Source organism: Stenotrophomonas sp. 22LJNL06-5-1 (genome assembly GCF_056861455.1).
In genome coordinates this window covers 186,720-208,010 of record NZ_JBSPUE010000003.1, presented here as the reverse complement: position 1 = coordinate 208,010, position 21,291 = coordinate 186,720, and the positions used below count along the sequence as shown (strand labels likewise).

At 66.3% G+C, this 21,291-nt stretch carries 23 protein-coding genes; 11 read left to right on the top strand and 12 right to left on the bottom strand.

Annotated elements, in window-relative coordinates:
- Positions 1-105: 105 nt before the first annotated feature.
- On the bottom strand, positions 106-2,274 hold the full coding sequence (locus tag AC13GF_RS09220) for a M3 family metallopeptidase (protein WP_483004429.1): 2,169 nt from the start codon (positions 2,272-2,274) through the stop codon (positions 106-108).
- 175 nt (positions 2,275-2,449) lie between these two features.
- On the opposite strand from AC13GF_RS09220, the gene AC13GF_RS09215 reads away from it, so the two are divergent.
- Positions 2,450-2,929 (top strand): glutathione peroxidase, encoded by a 480-nt coding sequence (locus AC13GF_RS09215; RefSeq protein ID WP_483004428.1) that lies wholly within the window; start codon positions 2,450-2,452, stop codon positions 2,927-2,929.
- Positions 2,930-3,010: 81 nt separating this feature from the next.
- Here the strand turns inward: AC13GF_RS09215 and AC13GF_RS09210 are convergent, their stop codons facing one another.
- From AC13GF_RS09210 to AC13GF_RS09195, 4 genes are all read right to left on the bottom strand, one after another.
- The gene (locus tag AC13GF_RS09210; RefSeq protein WP_049434844.1) at positions 3,011-3,790 is read right to left on the bottom strand and encodes a ferredoxin--NADP reductase; all 780 of its coding nucleotides are present in this window, start codon (positions 3,788-3,790) and stop codon (positions 3,011-3,013) included.
- An 80-nt stretch (positions 3,791-3,870) separates the two neighbouring features.
- A complete protein-coding gene (locus tag AC13GF_RS09205) occupies positions 3,871-5,742 on the bottom strand; it encodes an ABC transporter ATP-binding protein (RefSeq protein WP_483004427.1) in 1,872 nt (623 codons plus the stop codon).
- A 285-nt stretch (positions 5,743-6,027) separates the two neighbouring features.
- Positions 6,028-6,477 carry a carboxymuconolactone decarboxylase family protein gene (locus tag AC13GF_RS09200; protein WP_126927550.1) on the bottom strand — a complete coding sequence of 150 codons (450 nt, stop codon included), beginning with the start codon at positions 6,475-6,477 and terminating at the stop codon, positions 6,028-6,030.
- 36 nt (positions 6,478-6,513) lie between these two features.
- A complete protein-coding gene (locus tag AC13GF_RS09195) occupies positions 6,514-7,410 on the bottom strand; it encodes an RNA polymerase sigma-70 factor (protein ID WP_483004426.1) in 897 nt (298 codons plus the stop codon).
- 147 nt (positions 7,411-7,557) lie between these two features.
- On the opposite strand from AC13GF_RS09195, the gene AC13GF_RS09190 reads away from it, so the two are divergent.
- The 4 genes from AC13GF_RS09190 (at position 7,558) to AC13GF_RS09175 (ending at position 10,693) form a co-directional block, all read left to right on the top strand.
- Positions 7,558-9,075, top strand: a complete 1,518-nt coding sequence (locus AC13GF_RS09190) for a fumarate hydratase (protein WP_006377486.1) — start codon at positions 7,558-7,560, stop codon at positions 9,073-9,075.
- A gap of 117 nt (positions 9,076-9,192) precedes the next feature.
- Positions 9,193-9,588, top strand: a complete 396-nt coding sequence (locus AC13GF_RS09185) for a hypothetical protein (protein ID WP_483004425.1) — start codon at positions 9,193-9,195, stop codon at positions 9,586-9,588.
- A 76-nt stretch (positions 9,589-9,664) separates the two neighbouring features.
- On the top strand, positions 9,665-10,000 hold the full coding sequence (locus AC13GF_RS09180) for a hypothetical protein (RefSeq protein ID WP_483004424.1): 336 nt from the start codon (positions 9,665-9,667) through the stop codon (positions 9,998-10,000).
- Between the two features lie 57 nt (positions 10,001-10,057).
- Positions 10,058-10,693, top strand: coding sequence for a glutathione S-transferase family protein (locus AC13GF_RS09175; RefSeq protein ID WP_483004423.1), 636 nt, complete (start codon positions 10,058-10,060; stop codon positions 10,691-10,693).
- 70 nt (positions 10,694-10,763) lie between these two features.
- Here the strand turns inward: AC13GF_RS09175 and arsC are convergent, their stop codons facing one another.
- The 3 genes from arsC to AC13GF_RS09160 all read right to left on the bottom strand — a co-directional run bounded on the left by arsC (position 10,764) and on the right by AC13GF_RS09160 (position 12,864).
- Positions 10,764-11,105, bottom strand: a complete 342-nt coding sequence (gene arsC, locus AC13GF_RS09170) for an arsenate reductase (glutaredoxin) (protein WP_483004422.1) — start codon at positions 11,103-11,105, stop codon at positions 10,764-10,766.
- On the bottom strand, positions 11,105-12,259 hold the full coding sequence (locus tag AC13GF_RS09165; protein WP_483004421.1) for a phospholipase A: 1,155 nt from the start codon (positions 12,257-12,259) through the stop codon (positions 11,105-11,107). The genes arsC and AC13GF_RS09165 overlap by 1 nt, the downstream gene beginning before the upstream one ends.
- A gap of 119 nt (positions 12,260-12,378) precedes the next feature.
- On the bottom strand, positions 12,379-12,864 hold the full coding sequence (locus tag AC13GF_RS09160; protein WP_295557283.1) for a DUF456 domain-containing protein: 486 nt from the start codon (positions 12,862-12,864) through the stop codon (positions 12,379-12,381).
- A gap of 235 nt (positions 12,865-13,099) precedes the next feature.
- Between AC13GF_RS09160 and AC13GF_RS09155 the strand changes: the two genes are divergently transcribed.
- Positions 13,100-13,309 carry a cold-shock protein gene (locus tag AC13GF_RS09155; RefSeq protein WP_010486802.1) on the top strand — a complete coding sequence of 70 codons (210 nt, stop codon included), beginning with the start codon at positions 13,100-13,102 and terminating at the stop codon, positions 13,307-13,309.
- Positions 13,310-13,381: 72 nt separating this feature from the next.
- Here the strand turns inward: AC13GF_RS09155 and AC13GF_RS09150 are convergent, their stop codons facing one another.
- Together AC13GF_RS09150 and AC13GF_RS09145 are read right to left on the bottom strand one after the other, a co-directional pair.
- A complete protein-coding gene (locus tag AC13GF_RS09150) occupies positions 13,382-13,876 on the bottom strand; it encodes a glycine zipper 2TM domain-containing protein (protein WP_010486804.1) in 495 nt (164 codons plus the stop codon).
- A 136-nt stretch (positions 13,877-14,012) separates the two neighbouring features.
- Positions 14,013-14,447 (bottom strand): hypothetical protein, encoded by a 435-nt coding sequence (locus AC13GF_RS09145; protein ID WP_483004420.1) that lies wholly within the window; start codon positions 14,445-14,447, stop codon positions 14,013-14,015.
- 80 nt (positions 14,448-14,527) lie between these two features.
- On the opposite strand from AC13GF_RS09145, the gene AC13GF_RS09140 reads away from it, so the two are divergent.
- Positions 14,528-15,355, top strand: coding sequence for a tRNA threonylcarbamoyladenosine dehydratase (locus tag AC13GF_RS09140; RefSeq protein ID WP_483004419.1), 828 nt, complete (start codon positions 14,528-14,530; stop codon positions 15,353-15,355).
- A 77-nt stretch (positions 15,356-15,432) separates the two neighbouring features.
- Here the strand turns inward: AC13GF_RS09140 and AC13GF_RS09135 are convergent, their stop codons facing one another.
- Entirely contained in the window at positions 15,433-16,206 is a 774-nt protein-coding gene (locus AC13GF_RS09135) for a TatD family hydrolase (protein WP_483004418.1), read from the bottom strand.
- Positions 16,203-16,421 carry a DUF6116 family protein gene (locus tag AC13GF_RS09130; protein WP_483004417.1) on the bottom strand — a complete coding sequence of 73 codons (219 nt, stop codon included), beginning with the start codon at positions 16,419-16,421 and terminating at the stop codon, positions 16,203-16,205. Before AC13GF_RS09130 ends, AC13GF_RS09135 begins: the two co-directional genes overlap by 4 nt.
- 163 nt (positions 16,422-16,584) lie before the next feature.
- On the opposite strand from AC13GF_RS09130, the gene AC13GF_RS09125 reads away from it, so the two are divergent.
- From AC13GF_RS09125 to AC13GF_RS09110, 4 genes are all read left to right on the top strand, one after another.
- Entirely contained in the window at positions 16,585-17,430 is an 846-nt protein-coding gene (locus tag AC13GF_RS09125; RefSeq protein WP_142806354.1) for a glycine zipper 2TM domain-containing protein, read from the top strand.
- A 126-nt stretch (positions 17,431-17,556) separates the two neighbouring features.
- Positions 17,557-18,099 carry a GNAT family N-acetyltransferase gene (locus tag AC13GF_RS09120; protein ID WP_483004416.1) on the top strand — a complete coding sequence of 181 codons (543 nt, stop codon included), beginning with the start codon at positions 17,557-17,559 and terminating at the stop codon, positions 18,097-18,099.
- Between the two features lie 176 nt (positions 18,100-18,275).
- The gene (locus AC13GF_RS09115) at positions 18,276-18,932 is read left to right on the top strand and encodes a glutathione S-transferase family protein (protein ID WP_483004532.1); all 657 of its coding nucleotides are present in this window, start codon (positions 18,276-18,278) and stop codon (positions 18,930-18,932) included.
- 77 nt (positions 18,933-19,009) lie between these two features.
- On the top strand, positions 19,010-21,289 hold the full coding sequence (locus AC13GF_RS09110; RefSeq protein WP_483004415.1) for a thiamine pyrophosphate-dependent enzyme: 2,280 nt from the start codon (positions 19,010-19,012) through the stop codon (positions 21,287-21,289).
- Positions 21,290-21,291: the final 2 nt, after the last annotated feature.

Sequence of the window (21,291 nt, the reverse complement as noted above, 5' to 3'; positions counted from 1 at the left end):
TGCGTGGATGGTTCCCAGTAGTAGATCCACGCCATGCGTGGATGACCCAACAAAAAACCGCCCGGTCTCCCGGGCAGTTTTCGTTTCAGGCTACCGCGCGGGCGATCAGTTGCCGGCGCCGGTCAGGCCACGCTTTTCCAGCAGCGGTTCGATCTGCGGCTCATGGCCGGCGAAATCGCGGAACAGCTGCATGGCATCCACGCTGCCGCCCTTGGACAGCAGGGTGGCGCGGAAGTGGTCGCCGTTCTTGCGGCTCAGGCCGCCGTTGTCCTTGAACCACTTCTGGGTGTTGGCGTCGAGCACTTCCGACCAGATGTAGGCGTAGTAGCCGGCCGAATAGCCGCCCATGATGTGGCTGAAGTACGGGGTCTTGTAGCGCGGCGGAACCGGCGCGTAGTAGATGCCGTCCTTCTCCAGCGCCGCGCGCTCGAAGGCCATCACGTCCTTGGCAGCCGGCACCTGGTCGGCGCCGATCTGGTGCCAGCGCTGATCAAGCATGGCCGCACCCAGGTACTCGGTGGTGGCGAAGCCCTGGTTGAACTTGGCCGCCGCCAGCACCTTGTCCAGCAGCGCCTGCGGCATCGCCGAGCCGTTCTGGTAGTGCTTGGCGTAGTTCTTCAGGATGACCGGGTTGTCCGACCACATCTCGTTGACCTGCGAGGGGAACTCGACGAAGTCACGCGGCACCGAGGTGCCCGAGAAGTACGGGTACTTCACGTTGGAGAACATGCCGTGCAGGGCGTGGCCGAACTCGTGGAAGGTGGTGTTCACCTCATCCCAGGTCAGCAGGGTCGGCTGGCCGGCCGGCGGCTTCGGGATGTTCAGGTGGTTGGCGACCACCGGCTTGAAGCCGGTCAGCTTGGACTGCGAGACGTAGGAGTTCATCCACGCACCACCGCGCTTGGAGGCGCGTGCATACGGGTCGAAGATGAAGATCGCCAGCTGGCTGCCGTCGGCGTCGAACACGTCGTAGACGGTGACGTCATCGTGGTAGACCGGCAGGTCGGTGCGCTGCTTGAAGGTCAGGCCGAATTCCTGGCCCGCGGCGTAGAACACGCCGTTCTCCAGCACGTTCTTCATTTCGAAGTATGGCTTCAGCTGCGACTCGTCGAAGTTGTACTTGGCCTGGCGCACCTTCTCGCTGTAGAAGGCCCAGTCCCACGGTTCCAGCTGGAAGGTCGGCTTGCGTGCGGCCTTCTGTTCCTTGTCGATCATCGCCTGCAGGTCGGCGGCTTCGCGCTTGGCGTTGGCCACGGCGGCCGGGGCCAGCTTGCCCAGCATCGCATTGACCGCTTCTGGCGTCTTGGCGGTCTGGTTGGTCAGGTTGTAGGCGGCGAAGTTCGGGAAGCCCATCAGCTTGGCCTTGTCGGCACGCAGCTGCATGATGCGCGAGACCAGCGCGGTGTTGTCGAACTCACCGCCGCGGCTGCCGCGGGTGGTCGAAGCTTCGTAGATCTTCTGGCGCAGGGCGCGGTTGGCCAGGTTGGTCAGCGGCGGCTGGCCGGTGGTGTTGAGCAGGGTGATCACATACTTGCCTTCCTGCCCACGAGCCTTGGCGGCTTCGGCGGCGGCAGCGATCTGTTCCTTGGACAGGCCGTCCAGCTCCTTGACGTCGTCGACGGTGATCGCCGAGGCGTTCACTTCCGACTGCACGTTCTGGCTGAACTTGGTGCCCAGGTTGGCCAGCTCGGCGTTCATCTCCTTCAGCGTGGCCTTGTCAGCCTCGGACAGCTTGGCGCCGGCGCGCACGTAGTTGTCGTAGTACTTCTCGACCAGGCGCACGCCTTCTGCGTCCAGGCCCAGGGTGGTGCGGCTGTCATACAGTGCCTGGATGCGCGCGAACAGCTTGCCGTTCAGCGCGATCGCATCGCTGTGCGCGGCGAACTTCGCCGAGTAGTCGGCCTGCAGCTTCTTGCGAGTGTCGTTGGTATCGGCGCCGACCAGGCTGAAGAACACGGTGGTCGCACGGTCCAGGATGTCACCGCTCTTTTCCAGGGCGATGATGGTGTTGTCGAAGGTCGGCTTGGCCTTGGTGTTGGCGATGGCCTCCACTTCCTTCAGCTGCTGCGCCATACCGGCGTCGAAGGCCGGGGCGAAGTCACTGTCCTTGATCTTGTCGAACTGCGGGAAGTGCAGCGGCAGCGGGCTTTCGGCGAAGAACGGATTGGCCTGCTGGGCATTGGTGCTGGCAGCCGGGGTGGCGGCGCCGGCCGAGAAGGCGGGCAGGGCAAGGCCGAGGGACATGGCCACGGCAAGGGCAAGGCGAGTGGTCAAGGTAGGAACTCCGGTAAGGCAAACAAGGGCCCGAGGGTAACCCGGCTGGCCGCGCCCGCACTTGTGTCAAAAGGCATGCTGGCAATGCCGACGGCGGTAGAGCCACCCCATGGGTGGCTGCCGGGTACGTGGCTACCCCGGTACCATGCCGGTGTCATCTCCCCGGGCCACCTCCATGACCACCGCCTACGATTTCAGCTTCAACGACCTGGACGGCCAGCCGCAGGCCTTGGAGCAGTACCGCGGCAAGGCGCTGGTGCTGGTCAACGTGGCCAGCAAGTGCGGCTTCACCCCGCAGTACACCGGGCTGGAACAGCTGTGGCAGGACTACCGCGAGCGTGGCCTGGTGGTGATCGGCTTCCCGTGCAACCAGTTCGGTGCGCAGGAACCCGGGGATGCCGCACAGATCCGCCAGTTCTGTTCGCTGGATTATCCGGTCAGCTTCCCGCTGTCGGAGAAGATCGAGGTCAACGGCGAGGGGGCTGATCCGTTGTGGGCATGGCTGTCACGCGAGAAGCGCGGCCTGCTGGGTAGCGCCCGCATCAAGTGGAATTTCAGCAAGTTCCTGGTCGATCGCCAGGGGCGGGTGGTGTCGCGGCATGCGCCCACCACCAGGCCGGAGCAGCTGCGCGACGAGATCGAAGCGCTGCTGTGAGGTGGTGCCCAAAAAAGGGGACGGAGGGGATTAAGTCGTTTGTGGCACAAACGACTTAATCCCCTCCGTCCCCTTTTTGGATCATTTCTCGACGAACGCGCGCTCGAACACGTAGTGGCCCGGCTGGCCGATGCGCGGCGAAACCTGGAAGCCACGGGCATCGAGCACGGTGCGCAGGTCGGCCAGCATCTGCGGGCTGCCGCAGATCATCGCGCGGTCGTTTTCCGGGCTCAGCTCCGGCAGGCCGAGGGTGCGCTGCATCTCGCCGCTTTCCATCAGCTGGGTCAGGCGGCCCTGGTTGGCGAACGGCTCACGGGTGACCGCCGGGTAGTACAGCAGCTTGTCGCCGATCATCTCGCCCAGGAACTCATGCTCGCGCAGTTCCTTCTCGAAGTAATCGCGGTAGGCCAGGTCCTTTTCGTAGCGCACGCCGTGGCACAGGATCACCTTCTCGAAGCGCTCGTAGGTTTCCGGGTCCTTGATCACCGACAGCCACGGTGCCATGCCGGTGCCGGTGCCCAGCAGGTACAGGTTCTTGCCCGGGTGCAGGTCGCTGATCAGCAGGGTGCCGGTGGGCTTCTTGCCGACCAGCACCTTGTCGCCCGGCTTGATGTGCTGCAGGCGCGAGGTCAGCGGGCCGTCCTGGACCTTGATGCTGAAGAACTCCAGATGCTCTTCCCAGTTGGCGCTGGCGATGGAATACGCACGCAGCAGCGGCCGCGCCTCGGTTTCCAGGCCGATCATCACGAACTGGCCGTTCTCGAAGCGGAAACCGCTGTCGCGGGTGAGGGTGAAGCTGAAGTAGGCATCGGTCCAGTGGCGGACCTCAAGCACCGTTTCGGCGCCAAAAGCGGAGGACATGGGCGTATCTATCGAAAGTCGTCGGGGGTAATTCTATCTCAAATGAGACAGGTTCTCATTAGGCGGAACGAGAGGCGTTCTCAGCGGTAGCCGGCCGCCTGCAGCTCGAACAGCTCGGCATAACGGCCGCCTTCGGCCATCAGTTGCTCATGGGTGCCACTGGCCTCGATCCGGCCATCGGCCAGCACCAGGATGCGATCGGCCATGCGTACCGAGGAAAAACGGTGGGAAATCAATACTGCGGTGCGATTATCCGCCAGTTCCCTGAACCGCTGGAACACCTCGAACTCACTGCGCGCATCCAGCGCTGCTGTTGGCTCATCCAGGATCATCACCTGCGCATTGCGCATCCATGCGCGGGCGATGGCGATCTTCTGCCATTGGCCGCCGGACAGGTCCACGCCCTGCTTGAAGCGGCGGCCGATCAGCTGGTCGTAGCCGCCGGGCAGGTCGTCGATCACTTCCTCGGCCATGCCGCGCCGCGCGGCGTCGGCGATGCGTGCCTGGTCATCCATCGCCTCGACCTGGCCGACGCCGATGTTCTCGCCGGCGCTGAGGTTGTAGCGCACGAAGTCCTGGAAGATCACCCCGAGGTTGGCGCGCAGGTCGTCCAGATCGTAGTCGCGCAGGTCGCGGCCATCGAGCAGGATGCGGCCTTCGTCCGGTTCGTACAGCCGCGCCAGCAGTTTCACCAGGGTGGTCTTGCCGGCGCCGTTCTCACCGACCAGGGCCAGTACTTCGCCGGCCTGCAGCTGGAAATCAAGGTGGCGCACCGCCCATTGCTCTGCATCGGGATAGCGGAAGCCGACGTTCTCGAACACGAAGCCCTGGCGGATCGGCTGCGGCACGCGCACCGCACCTTCGCGCGAGTGGATTTCCGGCTGGATCTGGAAGAACGAGAACAGGTCATCCAGGTACAGCGCCTGGCTGGCCACCTGCGAGAAGCCGATCAGCAGGCCCTCCAACAGCTGGCGCAGGCGCAGGAAGCTGCCGGCGAGGAAGGTCAGGTCGCCGATTGAAAAGTCGCCGCGCACCGTGCGCCAGGCAATGTAGGCGTAGGCGGTGTAATACCCCAGCGTTCCCAGTGCAGCCAGCAGCGTGCCCCAGAACGCGCGGCGCCGTGCAAGCGCCCGGTTGGCCTGGAACAGCGCCACCGACAGGCGCCGGTAGCGCTCCACCAGGAAGCGGTGCAGGTTGTAGATCTTCACTTCCTTGGCCGTTTCCACGCTGGCACCGAGCTGGCGCAGGTAGTCGAGCTGGCGGCGCTCGGGCGTCCATTGGAAGTTGAGGCTGTAGCCGGCCGCGTTGAAGTGCGATTCGCCGATGAAGGCCGGCACCAGTGCCAGCGCCAGCAGCAGGATCAGCCACGGCGCGTAGACCAGCAGGCCGACGGCGAGGCTGGCCACGGTGATCGCGTCCTGCACCTGGCCGAACAGCTGGCTCATCAGGTTCATCCGGCCCATGGTCTGGCGCCGCGCACGGTCCAGCTTGTCCTGCAGGTCCGGGTCCTCGAAGTCCTCCAGATCCAGCGTCGCCGCGTGCTCCATCAGCCGGATGCTGGTGACGTTGGCGAACAGTTCCGAGAGCAGGGCATCGGCGTAGCTGACCAGCCGGCCGAGCAGGTCCGAGGCGATGGCCAGGCCGAATTCCAGCGCCAGCAGGCCCAGTAGTGGATTCAGCACGCCGCTGGACAGCGCTTCGCCCAGCGGCGGGAAGCCGGCGTCGTGCTGGCTCAGGTGCAGGGCGCTGTCGATGATCAGCTTGCCGACGTACAGCATCGCCACCGGCAGCAGCGCACGGATCAGGCGCAGCCCCAGGCTGGCCAGGGTGAGCGCGGGACTGGTCTTCCAGACCATGCGCAGGAACGGCGGCAGGTTGCGCATCGCCCTGAAGCGCTGGCGCAGGCTGGGTTTCTTCGCGGCGGCAGCGCCAGCGGTGGGGGTAGCAGGCATGCGCGTATTGTGCGCGCCTGATACGTGCAGATGGGGTCAGTGCAGCCGTGTGGCCGGCATCGGGGTCAGATCCCTTTGCAAAGCGACGGGATCCGGCCCTCCCGCATCCACGCATGGCGTGGATCCGCCGTGTCGACCAAGGTCGACACCTACCAACAGCAGTAGAAGTCTGTCGAGGGCGACCTGACCCACCCTGCCAACCCGCAGAAGAGCCAGCTTCTGACGTTGCTGCTGTTTCGGCTGTTGCCTCTGCGGGTGCCGGGCGGCAGCCCGGCCAGCCCCCCTTTACGGCAGCGGCGGCAGCAGGCCCGCACCCAGCCGGTTCCAGGCATTGATCACCGCAATCCCCATGCTCAGGTCACTGATGCCCTTCTCATCAAAGTGCGGTGCCAGTGCATCGAACGCCGCCTGCGACGGCGCACCGTCGGTCAGCCGGGTCAGCGCCTCGGCCCAGCCCAGCGCCGCACGTTCGCGGGCATCGAAGAAGCGGCTTTCGTGCCAGGCGGGCAGGGTATCGAGCTTGCGCGGCTCGATGCCGCCCTTGCGCAGCGCAGTGCCGTGCATGTCCATGCAGTAGCCGCAGCCATTGAGCTGCGACACGCGCAGGAACACCAGTTCCATCAGGGTCGGATCGATCGAGCTGTCATGCACCGCCTGGCTGGTGGCCAGCAGGCCCTTGAAGGCCTCGGCGGCCAGGCGGGTGTAAGGAACGCGGGGAGAGGCATGGTTCGACATCGTGGGCTCCACGGCGGCCACGATGGCCGCCTTTCATTACAAGGACGCCGCACCGTCACCGTGCGTGACAACGTTCGGCAGCTTTTCCGGATTCAACACGCTGTACACGTTGGCGATGCGGCCATCGACCACTTCGATCGTGGTGATCGAGTGCAGGCGATCGCCCTGGAAGCGCAGGATCGCCGGCTCGCCGTTGACATAGCCCAGCTGCGCCGGATGCGCCGCGCCACGGCGGGCGATGGCCCAGAACAGGCGGCCGATGCGCTCGGCGCCCAGCAGCGGGCGGATCGCTGCGGTAACCACGCCGCCACCGTCGGAGACCAGCAGCGCGTTGGCGTGCAGCAGGGCCTGGATCGCCCCGCTGTCGCCGCGCTGCGAGGCATCCATGAAGCGCGCCAGCAGCTGCCGGTGCTGGCTGGCATCGGCGTTGAAGCGCGGTCGTCCGGCCTGCAACCGCTGCCGGGCGCGATGCACCAGTTGCCGGCAGTTGGCCTCGCTGTGGCCGATCAGGTCGGCGATTTCGCGGTAGTCGTGGTCAAAGGCCTCCTTCAGCAGGAAGGCTGCGCGTTCCTCGGGGCCGAGCTGTTCGAGCAGGGTCAGGAAGGCGACCGAGACGTCGTCGGCCAGCGCGTGCAGCTGGGCCGGGCCGGGCGCCGGGTCGGGCTCCAGGGTGACCGCCAGCGGCTCGGCCAGCCACGGGCCGACGTAGTGCACGCGCTCGCGCTTGGCCGCGCGCAGCCGGTCCAGGCCGAGCCGGGTGGTGGTGGTGACCAGCCAGGCTTCGGGGTCGCGGACGGCCGCCGGATCGGCACCGGACCAGCGCAGCCAGGCATCCTGGACCACGTCTTCGGCGTCGGCGCGGCTGCCGAGCAGGCGGTAGGCCAGGGCCATCAGGCGCGGGCGGTGGGTCTGGAAAGCGGTTTCGGCGTTCATGTGGGCAAGGACGCCGCAGTGGCGCGTGGCGTGACAGAGGGCTTGCGTGGATATTGCCGGTCAGCGGCCGGCACTACCACCCTGCGGCCGGGGGAGGGGGTAAAATGGGCGGATTACCCCCGCCAGCCTCGAGCAAGCGAGCAAGACGTGACATCGATCAAGCAGGAAGACCTCATCCAGTCCATCGCCGACGCGCTGCAGTACATCTCGTACTACCACCCGGTCGATTACATCAAGAACCTTGCCGCCGCCTACGAGCGCGAGGAGTCGCCGGCCGCGAAGGAAGCGATGGCGCAGATCCTGATCAATTCGCGCATGTGCGCCGAAGGCCACCGTCCGATCTGCCAGGACACCGGCATCGTCACCGTGTTCCTGGAAATCGGCATGGACGTGCGTTGGGATGACGCCACGATGGGCGTGGAAGACATGGCCAATGAAGGCGTGCGCCGCGCCTACATGCACCCGGACAACAAGCTGCGCGCCTCGGTGCTGGCCGATCCGGCCGGCAAGCGCATCAATACCAAGGACAACACCCCGGGCGTGGTCAACGTCAAGGTGGTGCCGGGCAACACCGTCGACGTCATCGTCGCCGCCAAGGGCGGTGGTTCGGAAGCGAAGACCAAGTTCGCCATGCTCAACCCGTCCGACTCGATCGTCGACTGGGTGCTGAAGACCGTGCCGACCATGGGTGCCGGCTGGTGCCCGCCGGGCATGCTCGGCATCGGCATCGGCGGCACCGCCGAGAAGGCGATGCTGCTGGCCAAGGAAGCGCTGATGGAGCCGATCGACATCACCGAGCTGCAGGCCCGTGGTGCGTCCAACCGCATCGAAGAGCTGCGTCTGGAGCTGTACGAGAAGGTCAATGCGCTGGGCATCGGTGCGCAGGGCCTGGGTGGCCTGACCACCGTGCTCGACATCAAGATCAATGACTACCCGACCCATGCGGCCAACCTGCCGGTGGCGATGATCCCGAACTGCGCGGCCACCCGCCATGCGCACTTCACCCTGGATGGCAGCGGCCCGGTGATGCTGGACCCGCCGTCGCTGGAAGACTGGCCGAAGCTGACCTACGATTCGTCCAAGGGCACCCGCGTGGACCTGGACACGATCACGCCGGAAGACGTGGCCAGCTGGAAGCCGGGCCAGACCCTGCTGCTCAACGGCAAGCTGCTGACCGGTCGCGACGCCGCGCACAAGCGCATGGTCGACATGCTCAACAAGGGCGAGGAACTGCCGGTCGATCTGAAGGGCCGCTTCATCTACTACGTCGGTCCGGTCGATCCGGTGCGCGACGAAGTGGTGGGCCCGGCCGGCCCGACCACCGCCACCCGCATGGACAAGTTCACCCGTCAGGTACTGGAACAGACCGGCCTGCTGGGCATGGTCGGCAAGGCCGAGCGTGGCCCGGCGGCCATCGAGGCGATCCGTGACAACAAGTCGGCCTACCTGATGGCGGTCGGCGGTTCGGCCTACCTGGTGTCCAAGGCGATCAAGGCGGCCAAGGTCGTCGGTTTCGCCGACCTGGGCATGGAGGCGATCTACGAGTTCACCGTGCAGGACATGCCGGTGACCGTGGCGGTGGATTCCACCGGCGAATCGGTGCACAAGACCGGCCCGCGCGAATGGCAGGCCCGCATCGGCAAGATTCCGGTGGTGGTGGAGTAATTCCTCCCGTTCCGGTCGAGACAACGGCGCCCTTGTGGCGCCGTTGTTGTATGCAGCCTGCTCGCGCGCGGCCCGCTCTGCTAACGTACTGGTCGGCGTACTGGAAGGGAGTCCATCGTGCTGCAGTGGTCGCGTGTTTTCGTGTTGCTGGTCACTGCGCTGGCGTGCAGTGCCTGTGGTCCGCGTTACTTCGTCGAGCCACCAACCCACGAAGCGGGGAAGATCTGCGCGTCGGTCTGCGAGAGCCAGAAGGCGACGTGCGACTTCCACAACCGCGCCCGTGCCGAGTCGGATCAGCAGAGCTGCGAAAGCGAGAAGAGCCGGGTCATCAGCCGTTGTAGTGGTATTGCCGACGACAAGCAGCGGCACAACTGCGAAGGGGGCAACGGTGCCGGCAACTACTGCGGTTACCCGGCGCTTCCTTCATGCAGTGCTCCTTACGCCCAGTGCCTGCTCTCCTGCGGCGGCACCGTCAATGACGTCCGTACCGACACTGGTATTCCCGTGTACTGATCAGGGGCGCGTGTCGGTGCCTGCACGAGCAACCGTAGTCTGCTAGGGTCGGCACACCCCTGCACTGGATGTGCCCATGCGCCTGCATCGATCCGTCGCGGCTGTGTTCCTGCTGGTCCTGGCCGGCTGCAGCACAACGTCATCCTACGAAGGTGCGGATTTCTCCGCGTCCTCGCAGTGCCGAATGCAGTGCCAGGCCGACTATCGCAGCTGCATGGCGCGGGGCAGTATCGGCAGCAACGACTTCAGCTGCGAACAACAGATGGTGCCGGCGCCGGACAAACGCTGCAAGGACGTTGCCAACCCCGAGCTGCGCCGTTCCTGTGAACTGAAGACGCACGACTGCGCGATACGCACGCCGATCATGTCCTGTAGCGAAGGCCGCGATACCTGCATGAGCCGCTGCGGCTGAGCAACGACCGCCCGTGCAGGCGCATAATCGGCCGATCCATCCACACAGGAGCCGCGCATGAGCACCACGCTGTATGGTTCAACCAGTACCGCCGCGCTGGTGGTGCACTGGCTGCTGATCGAGCTGGGCATCGAGCACGAACTGGTGCTGCTGGATTTCGATGCGCGCGAGCACAAGTCAGAAGAGTACCTGGCGCTGAATCCGGCCGGTGTGGTGCCGACGCTGCTGATCGATGGTTTGGTACTGACCGAAGCGGCGGCCATTGCGTTGTACCTGGCTGATCGCCATCCGGACGCCAATCTGCTGCCTGCACTGGGCACGCCGCAGCGCGCCGATGCCTACCGATGGATGTTCTGGTGCGCCAATACGCTGCAGCCGGCCTATCGTGCCTGGTTCTACCCGCACGAAATGGCGGGCGAGGCAAACATGGAGGCCAGCCGCGAGATGGCGCGGCAACGCCTGGAAGCAGCCTGGCAGCATGTGGCCACGCACCTGCAGGTGCATGGCCCCTACCTGCTGGGCACCACGCCCTGCGTGGTCGACTACATGCTGGTGATGCTGATGCGCTGGTCGCGCAACATGCCGAAGCCCAGCGACACCTGGCCGGTGCTGAAGGCGCATGCCACGTCGATGAAGGCGCGCCCGGCGTTCGCCGAGGTGTACCGCCGCGAAGGCATCACCGACTGGCGGTAACAGAAAAGGGGACGGAGGGGATTAAGTCGTTTGTGCACAAACGACTTAATCCCCTCCGTCCCCTTTTCTGTTACAGGATCTCCAGCACCGTTTCCGGTGGGCGGCACAGCCGGGTGCCCTTGGGCGTGCGCACCACGGGGCGGTTGATCAGCCGCGGGTGTTCGGCCATCGCGGCCAGCAGCGTGGCCTCGTCCGCACCTTCCAGGCCCAGTTCGGCGAACTGCGCTTCCTTGCTGCGCACCAGCGCCTGCGCGTCCAGGCCGGATTCGGCCAGCACCTGGCGCAGTGTGGCCACATCGGGTGGATTGCCGAGGTACTCGATCACCACGGGATCAAAGCCCGCATCGCGGATCAGCTTCAGTGCGCCGCGCGAGTTGCTGCAGGCCGGGTTGTGCCAGATCGTCACGTCCATCAGAACCACTCCAGCAGGGACACGCCCACGCCCACATAGGTGGCCTTGTGGTTGTAGTCGATCAGGCTTTCGCCGTAGCCGTCGAAGACCTGCACATGGCCGCGCAGCAGGTTGCTGATCGGGAAGCCGTAGTCCAGCTGCAGGGCACCGTGCGAACGGCTGCCGGTGCGAAGCGAATGGCGCGCCATCAGCGAGACTTCATGGCCGTTGCGGTTCCAGGTCAGGGTCGCGTCACCGCGACCCATGTAATCCTCGATGTCCGGGTTGTTGTCCTCGCTGCGGGTCTCGGGAATGCGGTACCACGGGCGCAGCACCAGCGCCCAGTTCTCGCGGTCCAGGCCGATGTTGAGCATCACCCGGTTCCAGCTGCGCGACAGCGGATCGGCGCGGCCGTTGGACTGGTGGTTCAGCGCGATGCCGGTCATGCGCCCGCGCCAGCCGCCGATCGAGTAGCCGTTGCGGAACACCATCATCACTTCCGGTTCGTAATTGGTTTCGCGGAAGGGGCGCGAATCCTCGCTGTTGTAGGCCTGCCAGCGCGAGCTCTGGGTATAGCCGGCCCAGATGTCGCCGTTGTCGCCGAACAGGTTCTCGGCGATCTTGGTCTTGAAGCTGATCTGGAACTTCAGTTCGGCACTGTCCAGCACCTGCGGCGTGGTGACCGTGTTGGCCGGATTCGGCGAATGCGGTGTGGTGTTGCGGTCGCTGGTCCAGAACGCAGGCAGCAGGTACACCGGCTTGTAGGCACGCAGCTGGAATGGGCCCAGCTTGGAGTCCTCGGCCAGTTCCCAGCGGCTGTCCAGCAGCGAACCGCGGCCGGCGTTGGCCAGCGCGTTGTCCGGTGCTGCCGGACGGAACAGGTCGCTGACCCGTTCGCGCAGTTTCTCTTCGCCCTGGCTCACGCGTGCGGTCTGTCGTTCTTCGCGACGGGCCTGCGCGGCTGCCTCGGCGGCAGCGTCGGCCGCCGCTGTGGCCTGCGGAGTGTGTGCGAACAGCCGGTCATAGCACGCCAGGCGCGCCGCGTCGGTGGTGATGGCGGCACACGCAGCAGGCGAGGTGTCGGTGCTGGGCACGAACTCCTGCGCGGCCAGCGGCGCACTGGCCAGGGCCAGCGCCAGCGGCGCGAGGCGGGGAAGCAGCGGGGGGAGGGTCATTCCAGCAGGCCCTTCGGTGAATACGGGAATCGCACAGTGTGGCGGCTGTACCGGATCGCGGCCAGCCCCCACGGTTTATGCACGGCCACCACGTGCGCGTGGCGTGAAGGCTGCGCCAGTCACAGGAACCAGGCGAAGGCGAACAGGCCGAGCATCGCGATCACCACCGCCAGCTTCAACGCCAGGCCGAGCAGGATGCCGAGCCAGGTGGCCAGGCCGACCTTGGTCGAGCGGCCCAGCTCGCGGGTGTGCCAGTACTCGCCGAGCAGGGCACCGATCAACGGACCGGCGAACAGGCCGATCGGCATGAAGAACAGGCCGACGATGCTGCCGACGAACGTGCCCCACAGGGCCTTCCGGCTCGCGCCCACCCGTTGTGCGCCCACCACTGTGGCCAGCACGTCCGCCACCAGCGAGAGCACGGTCAGTACACCCAGCGCGACCAGGGTTGGCCAGCCCACATGGACGAAGCCGTCGGCCCACGCCGCCAGCAGCAGCCCGATGAACACCAGCGGGATGCCGGGCAGGGCCGGAAGGATGATCCCGGCGATGCCGACCAGGACAAAAATGACCGCTAGCAGATATAAGATGAATGAGAGTCCCATGCTGTCCCGTATGGTGGCCGTTTTGGGGTTGACAGTGAAAGATTTTGCCAGTTGATTTTTCGTTTTGGGCGGGTTAAGTTGCAGTCGCTGAGCTTGGCAAGGTCACCGTGGATCGTGGCCTGATGAAGCAAGATCTTCCCGATCCGCTGCATCGATGCACCTCGCTTCCCCCTTGCTTGTCAGCCGCCCACCAGGCGTTTCCAACAACAAGAGAGAGTCAAAGGGAGTTAGTGAGATGGCTGATCGCGAGACCGGTACCGTAAAGTGGTTCAATGATGCGAAGGGCTTCGGCTTTATCAGCCGGCAGAATGGCGAGGATGTGTTCGTGCACTTCCGCGCCATCGAGACCCAGGGCTTCAAGAGCCTCAAGGAAGGCCAGACTGTGAGCTTCGAAGTCGTGCAGGGCCAGAAGGGTCTGCAGGCTGACAAGGTGCAGCCGGTGTAATACCCGCCGCCTGTCGGCATGAAAAAGGCCCGCGCAAGCGGGCCTTTTTCTTTGCGCATGGCCCGGTGCGGATCAGCGCAGGATGACCTTGCCGTTGACTACGCGCACGTAGGTGTTTTCACGGATGCCGCCGAGGTCGCGCTGGTTGACCACGATGGTGCGGCCATCGTCCATGCGCACGCTGATGTCGTAGGTGTCGCTGGTGACGTTCTTCTGGATCTGGTTGCCGGCCAGCGCGCCACCGACCGCGCCTGCAGCGGCGGCGATGTTCTTGTTGCCACGGCTGCCGCCGGTGTGGTCGGAGATCTCGTGGCCGGCCACCGCGCCGACGATGCCGCCGAGGATCGCGCCGGTCGCGCTGGGCGCGGTACGGCCGGACTGCACGGTGTTGATGCGGGTGACGATGCCGCAGTCGGCGCAGCGGCCCTGGTTGTAACCGCCGTTGTTGCCGTAGCCGCCATTGTTGTAGCCGTTGTTGTAACCACCACCGCCGTAACCGGGCGAGGTGGCACAGCCAGCCAGGGCGAGGGTCGCGATGGCGCTGGCGGCGATGAGCTGGATCTTCATGGGGCGTCTCCTGGCCGTGAAGGCGGGTGCGTTGGGTGGTACTGCGTCATGCAGCAGGGTGGACGAATCGTCCTCTTTTGAACGTGAACAAGGTGCCAACCACGCGACCCTTGTCCGGCTGCAGGATGAATGCGGCTCAGCGGAAGTCCTGGTGGCAGGCGCGGCAGTCGGCCTGCACGGTTTCCACCACCTGGGCCAGGGCCGTGCAGTCGCTGGGCGGCGCGGCCAGAGCGGCGTTGAGGTTGCCGCGCAGCTGGCTGGCATGCTGCTGGAACTGCGCGCTGTCCTTCAAACCGGGGAAAGCCAGGTCCAGGTCGTTGGACAGCAGGCGCATCGCCTGCAACCGTGGCACGCTGTCGGCCAGGCTGCAGCGGTTCTGCTGCTGGGCCTGCAGCAGCAGCTGCGATTGCCGTTGCATCACCTGCATCAGGCTGTCCGGGAACGGGTCGCGGCGGGCCTGCAGGGCGCGGCCCACCATCACCGTGGCGATCAGGCCGATCAACAGGCCCAGGCCGAGCACGAACAGGTAGCGGTAGGCGGTGGACGGGCGGCGGGGCGGGCTGGCGTTCATGGCGGGCTCTCCGGGCGTGCAACGGTGGGTTCGATGCCGGCGCGCTGTAGGCGCTGGCGCCTGCACGTTAAAATAGCCGGATGAACGAACAGGTCAAACAACGCTTTGCCGGCATCGAACGGCTGTATGGCGTGGGTGCGCTCGAGCGCCTGCAGGGCAGCCGCGTGGCGGTGGTGGGCATGGGCGGCGTCGGCTCGTGGGTGGTGGAGGCGCTGGCCCGCTCGGCGGTCGGCCACCTGACCCTGATCGATGCCGATGACATCTGCGTGTCCAACACCAACCGGCAGCTGCCGGCGATGGAAGGCAACTACGGCCGCAACAAGGCCGAGGCGATGGCCGAGCGCTGCCGCGCGATCAACCCGGACACCGAGGTCGATGCCGTACAGGCGTTCCTGACGGTGTCGAACATGGCCGAACTGCTGGACCGTGGGTTCGATCTGGTGATCGATGCCTGCGACAGCTTCCGGGTCAAGGTCGAGACGATTGCCTGGTGCCGTCGCCGCAAGCTGCCGCTGCTGACCGTCGGTGCCGCCGGTGGCCGTACCGATCCGACCCTGGTGCGCATCCGCGACGTCTCGCGCACCGAGCACGACGCCATGCTGGCGCTGATCCGCAAGAAGCTGCGCAGCGAGTTCAACTTCCCGAAGAACGCCAAGCGCTACTTCGGCGTGCCGGCGGTGTACTCACTGGAGAACGTGAAGTATCCGCAGGCCGATGGCAGCGTCTGTGGCATCCGCCCGAACCTCGGTGCCGATGCAGCGTTGAAGCTGGACTGCGGCGCCGGCCTGGGTGCGGCGACCCATATCACCGGCGCCTTCGCTTTCGCGGCGGTGGGCAAGGCATTGGAAATGCTGCTGGAGCCGAAGAAGGTGAAGGCCGAAGTGGTCGAGGATCACGCCGACGCGTGACGGTAGTGCCGGCCGCTGGCCGGCATCTGCGCTGATCGAATCATTCCGCAGTTGCCGGCCAGCGGCCGGCACTACCCTCAGTTCGCCGGCAGCGCGAACAGGCGCCGTGCATTCTCCGTCGTGGCCTGGGCCACCGCGTCCAGCTCCATCCCGCGCAGCGCGGCCACGTGGCGGGCAATGGTCGCCAGCCGCGCCGGTTCGTTGCGCTGGCCGCGGATGCCGGCGTCAGGCTGGTCGGGCGCGTCGGTCTCCAGCAGCAGCTGTTCCAGCGGCATCTCGCGCACCAGCCGCTGCAGGCGCTGCGCCCGCTCGTAGGTCAACGGGCCGCCAAGACCCAGCAGGAAGCCCTGCCTGTGTAGTTGCGCGGCCTGTTCCGGACTGCCGGAAAAGCTGTGTACCACGCCGCGCAGGCCGCCGACGCGACGGATCGCGGCGATCACCGCATCCACCGCGCGCCGTGCATGCACGATCACCGGCAGGTCGAATTCACGGGCCAGTTGCAGCTGGCCGATGAAGTACGCCTGCTGCGTCTCTGCATCCAGGCCTTCGACAAAGAAGTCCAGGCCGCATTCGCCGATCGCGCAGGGGCGTTCGCGCTCGATCCACTCGCGCAGCAGCGGCAGGTGACCGGGCTGGTGCTCGGCCAGGAACATCGGGTGCAGGCCGTAGGCCGGGTACAGCCCCGACGCCTGCTGGCAGACTTCGCGCAGCTTCGGCCAGCTGGCGGCAGTCACCGCCGGCACCACCTGCAGGCGCACGCCAGCGGCCTGCGCGCGCGTGATCACCGCAGCGCGGTCACTGTCGAACTCGCCGGCATCGAGGTGGCAGTGGCTGTCGACCAGCAGGCTCAACGCTGTTCCAGCGACGGCGGCGCCGTGGCGGCGTTGCGGCTTTTCCAGTTGGCCAGCAGCAGGGTGCCGAAGCCGAGCACCAGTTCATCGACGAACGGGATCGGGTCGGGGATGAACAGGGTCAGCACGAACAGGCCTGCGGTGAGCTTGAACAGGGTGGGGTAGCGCAGCCGGCGCGCCCATTGCAGTAGCGGCAGCAGCATCGGGTTGGCCATGGCGGGGGTCCTCCTGGGGAATATGCAAACGCTACCACGGGCCCAGCATTTCCCGATGCTGAATGGGTTACGGGAATGAGCAGGAAATGTGGAGATTCCGTTCAGGCAGCGCATGCTGCAATCTGGTCCGAGAACGTTGCGGATGGTCCGCAAGGAGCAGGTCATGAAAAGCACAACTACAACTGTCCTGGTCGCAGCGGGCGCGCTGCTGGTCGGTGGTATCGCCACCGCCGCCTTCATGAAGAGTGGCGGCACCTCGCCCGATTCCATCAGCGCCGGAACCCCCAACGGTGAATCGCGCCTGGTCGATGGCAACGCCACTGACGATGGCGCGCGTGGTGACACGCTCGACCCGTCGGCACCGCGTGGGCTGGAATATGCCGATGTGCTGAAGGTCGACCCGATCACCGAGAAGCAGAAGGCCTACGCCACCGTGATCGGCACCGATGCGGTGCGCGAGACCTCCACCACCCAGACCCCGCATGAAGTCTGTCAGGACGTGACGGTGCAGGAGCGCCTGCCGGAACGTGATGGCAATGTGGGCGGCACCGTGGTCGGTGCTGTGGTGGGTGGCCTGCTGGGCAACCAGGTCGGCGGCGGCAATGGCAAGAAGGCCGCGACCGCAGCCGGTGCCGTGGCCGGTGGCTTCATCGGCAACCAGATCGACAAGCGCCATGTGGGTGGCCGCGTGGTCAACCGTACCGAGCGCCAGTGCCACACCGAGACCGCAACCTCCGAGTCGAGCCGCGTCACCGGCTACAACGTGACCTATCGCAACGAGGACGGCACCACCGGCACCATGCGCATGGCCAGCAAGCCGGGCAACCGCATCGCCATGGGCACCAATGATGTGGTGAAGGGCTACAACGTGACCTACCGCTACGACGGCGCCGAGAAGACCGTGCGCATGGACAACAAGCCGGCCAGCGATCGCCTGCCGGTGGTCGATGGCCAGCTGGTCACGCAGACCGCTGCCGCCGGTGCCACTGCGGCCACCACGCGCCAGTAATCCAGGTGCAGCATGCAGTACTCGACGGGCCGGCTCATGCCGGCCCGTTTCGTTGCGACCGGCGGAATTCATCCGCGCGGGGCGCGAATCCACCATCATGGACGCTTCCTTCGACATGGAGCCGGCATGAGCATTTTCGACCTGCGCATTGAAACCGAGCGCCTGATCCTGCGCCCGCTGCTGCGCGAGGACTACGAACCCTATCTGGCGTTCTGCGCCAACGAGGAAACGATGCGCACCCTCGGTGGCGTGCAGCCGCCTTCGGTGGCCTGGCGTGGCTTCTGCAGCCTGGCTGGCGCCTGGCAGCTGTTCGGCTTCTCGATGTTCAGCGTGATAGAGAAATCCAGCGGTGACTGGATCGGGCGCATGGGTCCCTGGCAACCGCAGGACTGGCCCGGTACCGAGGTTGGCTGGGGCATCCGCCATGCCAGCTGGGGCAGGGGCTATGCGCCGGAAGCCGCGGTCGCCGCGATCGACTGGGCGTTCGACACGCTCGGATGGGATGAGGTGATCCACACCATCGCCGAGAACAACGACAACTCGCGGGCGGTCGCGCGCAAGCTCGGCAGCACGATGCTGCGCATGGGCGAACTGCCGCCACCGTACAACGACAAGCCGATGCAGATCTGGGGCCAGTCGCGCGCGCAGTGGCGGCAGCGCACACGCTGAGCGTTGCCCGGTAGTGCCGGCCACTGGCCGGCAACCTCGTTGCAGCAGGATTCATGCGGTTGCCGGCCAGCGGCCGGCACTAGCGGGTCGCCATGCTGCACTCGCGCTTGGCATTCACCGGCGTGCTTGCCAGACTGCACGCAGCCGGCCGCCGGCCGGATGTGATGGAGCAGGCAATGGTGGAAGAGCGCGTCCCGCTGACGGTGCATGGCATGTCGGTCTCGGGCAATTGCCACAAGGTCCGCCTGCTGCTGGAGCAGCTCGGCAGCCGTTACCGCTGGGTGGAGGTGGACAGTGCCCACGGCCAGACCCATACGCCCGAATTCCTGGCGCTCAACCCGAATGCCAAGGTGCCGCTGATCGTCCGCGACGATGGCCGCGTGCTGACCGAATCCAACGCGATCCTGTTCTGGCTGGCCGAAGGCACGCCGTACCTGCCCACCGATGGTTGGGAGCGCGCGCAGGCGTTGAGCTGGATGTTCTTCGAGCAGTACACGCACGAGCCGTGCGTGGCAGTGGCGCGCTTCATCCGCGGCTGGACCGCGCCCGATTCGTCGCGCCGCGCCGAACTGCCGCGCCTGTATGAGCGCGCCGCCACCGCGCTGGCGGTGATGGAGCAGCACCTGCGCCAGGCGCAATGGTTCACCGGCAGCGGATACGGCATCGCCGATATCGCCCTGTTTGCCTATACCGATGTGGCGGGCGAGGGCGGTATCAGCCTGGAGCCTTTCCCGGAAGTTCGCGCCTGGCTGCAGCGCGTGCGTGAGCAGCCGCGCTTCCTGCCGATGCCGGCAGTGACCGCCGAAGTGCGCTCGCGATTCGAGGCCGCGTGACTCTCAACAAGGTGACCCCCACAGGGTAGCGCCGGGCCATGCCCGGCGGAATGCAACAACGACACGGAGGGTGTTCGATGTTCGCTGTGGTTCCAGATCCGATTCCCGCACGCATGCGCGTGCTCAACCGCGCCGAAGTGTGCGACGTCAACTTCCTTGATGCGGTGCGTGGCTGGCGCGGCACCCCGCGCCCGCGCCCGGCACCGGATGCGCCGATCCTGCCGGGCAGCACGCTCAGCGCTGCGGCCTTCGGTGAACTGTTCGATTCGCAGCTGGCCAGCCGCCAGCTGGACCTGATGGCACGCGTGCTGCGCGTGCAGAACAAGGTCTTCTACACCATCGGTTCTTCCGGCCACGAAGGCAATGCGCTGCTGGCGCGGGCCTGCCGGTATACCGATCCAGCCTTCCTGCACTATCGCTCCGGTGCCTTCATGGCCGAGCGTTCGCGCCAGGTGCCGGGTATCGATCCGCTGCGCGATGCGGCACTGTCCTTCGCCGCCAGCGCGGATGATCCGGCCAGCGGTGGCCGCCACAAGGTGTGGGGCAGCAAGCCATTGTGGGTGCTGCCGCAGACCTCGACGATTGCTTCGCACCTGCCGAAGGCGCTGGGCACCGCGCTGGCCATCGAGAGTGGCAAACGGCTGGGGCAGGCATTGCCGATTCCCACCGACAGCATCGTGCTGTGCTCGTTCGGTGATGCCTCGGCCAACCATGCCACCGCGCAGACCGCATTCAACACCGCGATGTGGTCGGCCTACCAGAAGCTGCCGGCGCCGATCCTGTTCGTCTGCGAGGACAACGGGCTGGGCATTTCGGTGAAGACCCCGGAAGGCTGGATTGCCGAGCGCTTCAGCCGCCAGCCGGGGCTCGACTATTTCTTCGCCGATGGGCTGGATCTGGCCACCGGACACGCCCAGGTACAGGCCGCGGTGGAACACTGCCGGCGCACGCGGCGGCCGACCTTCCTGCATCTGCGTACCACGCGCCTGATGGGCCACGCCGGCACCGACTTTGAAGTGGAATGGCGCGCGTTGCCGGAGCTGTGCGCGGCCGAGGCGCAGGATCCGCTGCTGCGCTCGGCGCAGATCGCGATGGAATCGGGCTGGATGGATGCGGCCGCCATCGAAGTGGCCTACGAGACCCTGCGCGCGCGCTGCATGGCGGCGGCGGCCGACGCCGAAGGCCGCCCGACGCTGCAGTCGCTGCAGGAAGTGATGGCGCCGCTGGCGCCGTACACACCAGCGGCGGTGCAGGTCGAAGCGCGGCGCGAGGTGCCCGCCGAGACGCGCGAAGCGCTGTATGGCGGTGCGGAGACCCTGCCCGAACGGCAGGCACCACGACACCTCGCCATCCAGATCAACCACGGCCTGCAGGAGTTGCTGGCGAAGTATCCGCAGAGCCTGCTGTTCGGCGAGGACGTCGCGCAGAAGGGCGGTGTCTACACCGTCACCAAGGATCTGCTGCGCCGCTTCGGCCCGCGCCGGGTGTTCAACACCCTGCTGGACGAAACCATGATCCTGGGCATGGCGCAGGGCCTGGCCAACATGGGCATGCTGCCGATCCCGGAGATCCAGTACCTGGCCTACCTGCACAACGCCATCGACCAGGTGCGCGGCGAAGCGTGTTCGCTGCAGTTCTTCTCCAACGACCAGTACCGCAACCCGATGCTGCTGCGGGTGGCCGGGCTGGGGTACCAGAAGGGCTTCGGTGGCCACTTCCACAACGACAATTCGATCACCGCGCTGCGCGACATTCCCGGCCTGGTGGTGGGTTGCCCGTCGCGCGGCGACGATGCGGTGATGATGCTGCGCACGCTGGCGGCGCTGGCCCGGGTGGACGGACGTGTGGCGGTGTTCCTGGAGCCGATCGCGCTGTACATGAGCAAGGACCTGCATGAGCCGGGCGATGGCCAGTGGCTGTTCGACTACCCGGCCCAGGGCCAGGCGCTGGTACCGGGCGAGGGCCGGGTCTATGCGCCGGAGGCAGGCGACCTGGTGGTCTACACCTATGGCAACGGCGTGCCGATGGCGCTGCGCGCGACGCGGGCGATCGAGCAGCAGCTGGGCTGGCAGGTGCGGGTGGTCGACCTGCGCTGGCTGGTGCCGCTGGATGCCGGTTTCATCGCCAGCCAGGCCGCCAGTGCACGGCGGGTGCTGGTGCTGGACGAGGGCCGCCACAGTGGCGGGGTGGGCGAGGGCGTGGTCACCGCACTGGTCGAGGCCGGTTTCGGCCACCTGCCGTTGCGCCGGGTCTGCGGTGCCGATACCTATACCCCGCTGGCGGGGGCAGCAATGTTCGGGCTTCCAAGCGACAATGCGGTGATTGGCGCCGCCCTTGAACTGGCGCAGGAACCTTGATG

Excerpts from the sequence above, each read along its gene's own strand:
- AC13GF_RS09115 (WP_483004532.1), top strand. The coding sequence starts at position 18,276 with ATGGTGGAAGAGCGCGTCCCGCTGACGGTGCATGGCATGTCGGTCTCG.
- arsC (WP_483004422.1), bottom strand. The coding sequence starts at position 11,105 with ATGGACGTGACGATCTGGCACAACCCGGCCTGCAGCAACTCGCGCGGC.
- AC13GF_RS09160 (WP_295557283.1), bottom strand. The coding sequence starts at position 12,864 with ATGGGACTCTCATTCATCTTATATCTGCTAGCGGTCATTTTTGTCCTG.
- AC13GF_RS09110 (WP_483004415.1), top strand. The coding sequence starts at position 19,010 with ATGTTCGCTGTGGTTCCAGATCCGATTCCCGCACGCATGCGCGTGCTC.
- AC13GF_RS09210 (WP_049434844.1), bottom strand. The coding sequence starts at position 3,790 with ATGTCCTCCGCTTTTGGCGCCGAAACGGTGCTTGAGGTCCGCCACTGG.
- AC13GF_RS09155 (WP_010486802.1), top strand. The coding sequence starts at position 13,100 with ATGGCTGATCGCGAGACCGGTACCGTAAAGTGGTTCAATGATGCGAAG.
- AC13GF_RS09145 (WP_483004420.1), bottom strand. The coding sequence starts at position 14,447 with ATGAACGCCAGCCCGCCCCGCCGCCCGTCCACCGCCTACCGCTACCTG.
- AC13GF_RS09165 (WP_483004421.1), bottom strand. The coding sequence starts at position 12,259 with ATGACCCTCCCCCCGCTGCTTCCCCGCCTCGCGCCGCTGGCGCTGGCC.
- AC13GF_RS09140 (WP_483004419.1), top strand. The coding sequence starts at position 14,528 with ATGAACGAACAGGTCAAACAACGCTTTGCCGGCATCGAACGGCTGTAT.
- AC13GF_RS09195 (WP_483004426.1), bottom strand. The coding sequence starts at position 7,410 with ATGAACGCCGAAACCGCTTTCCAGACCCACCGCCCGCGCCTGATGGCC.
- AC13GF_RS09205 (WP_483004427.1), bottom strand. The coding sequence starts at position 5,742 with ATGCCTGCTACCCCCACCGCTGGCGCTGCCGCCGCGAAGAAACCCAGC.
- AC13GF_RS09200 (WP_126927550.1), bottom strand. The coding sequence starts at position 6,477 with ATGTCGAACCATGCCTCTCCCCGCGTTCCTTACACCCGCCTGGCCGCC.
- AC13GF_RS09175 (WP_483004423.1), top strand. The coding sequence starts at position 10,058 with ATGAGCACCACGCTGTATGGTTCAACCAGTACCGCCGCGCTGGTGGTG.
- AC13GF_RS09125 (WP_142806354.1), top strand. The coding sequence starts at position 16,585 with ATGAAAAGCACAACTACAACTGTCCTGGTCGCAGCGGGCGCGCTGCTG.
- AC13GF_RS09120 (WP_483004416.1), top strand. The coding sequence starts at position 17,557 with ATGAGCATTTTCGACCTGCGCATTGAAACCGAGCGCCTGATCCTGCGC.
- AC13GF_RS09150 (WP_010486804.1), bottom strand. The coding sequence starts at position 13,876 with ATGAAGATCCAGCTCATCGCCGCCAGCGCCATCGCGACCCTCGCCCTG.
- AC13GF_RS09180 (WP_483004424.1), top strand. The coding sequence starts at position 9,665 with ATGCGCCTGCATCGATCCGTCGCGGCTGTGTTCCTGCTGGTCCTGGCC.
- AC13GF_RS09130 (WP_483004417.1), bottom strand. The coding sequence starts at position 16,421 with ATGGCCAACCCGATGCTGCTGCCGCTACTGCAATGGGCGCGCCGGCTG.
- AC13GF_RS09215 (WP_483004428.1), top strand. The coding sequence starts at position 2,450 with ATGACCACCGCCTACGATTTCAGCTTCAACGACCTGGACGGCCAGCCG.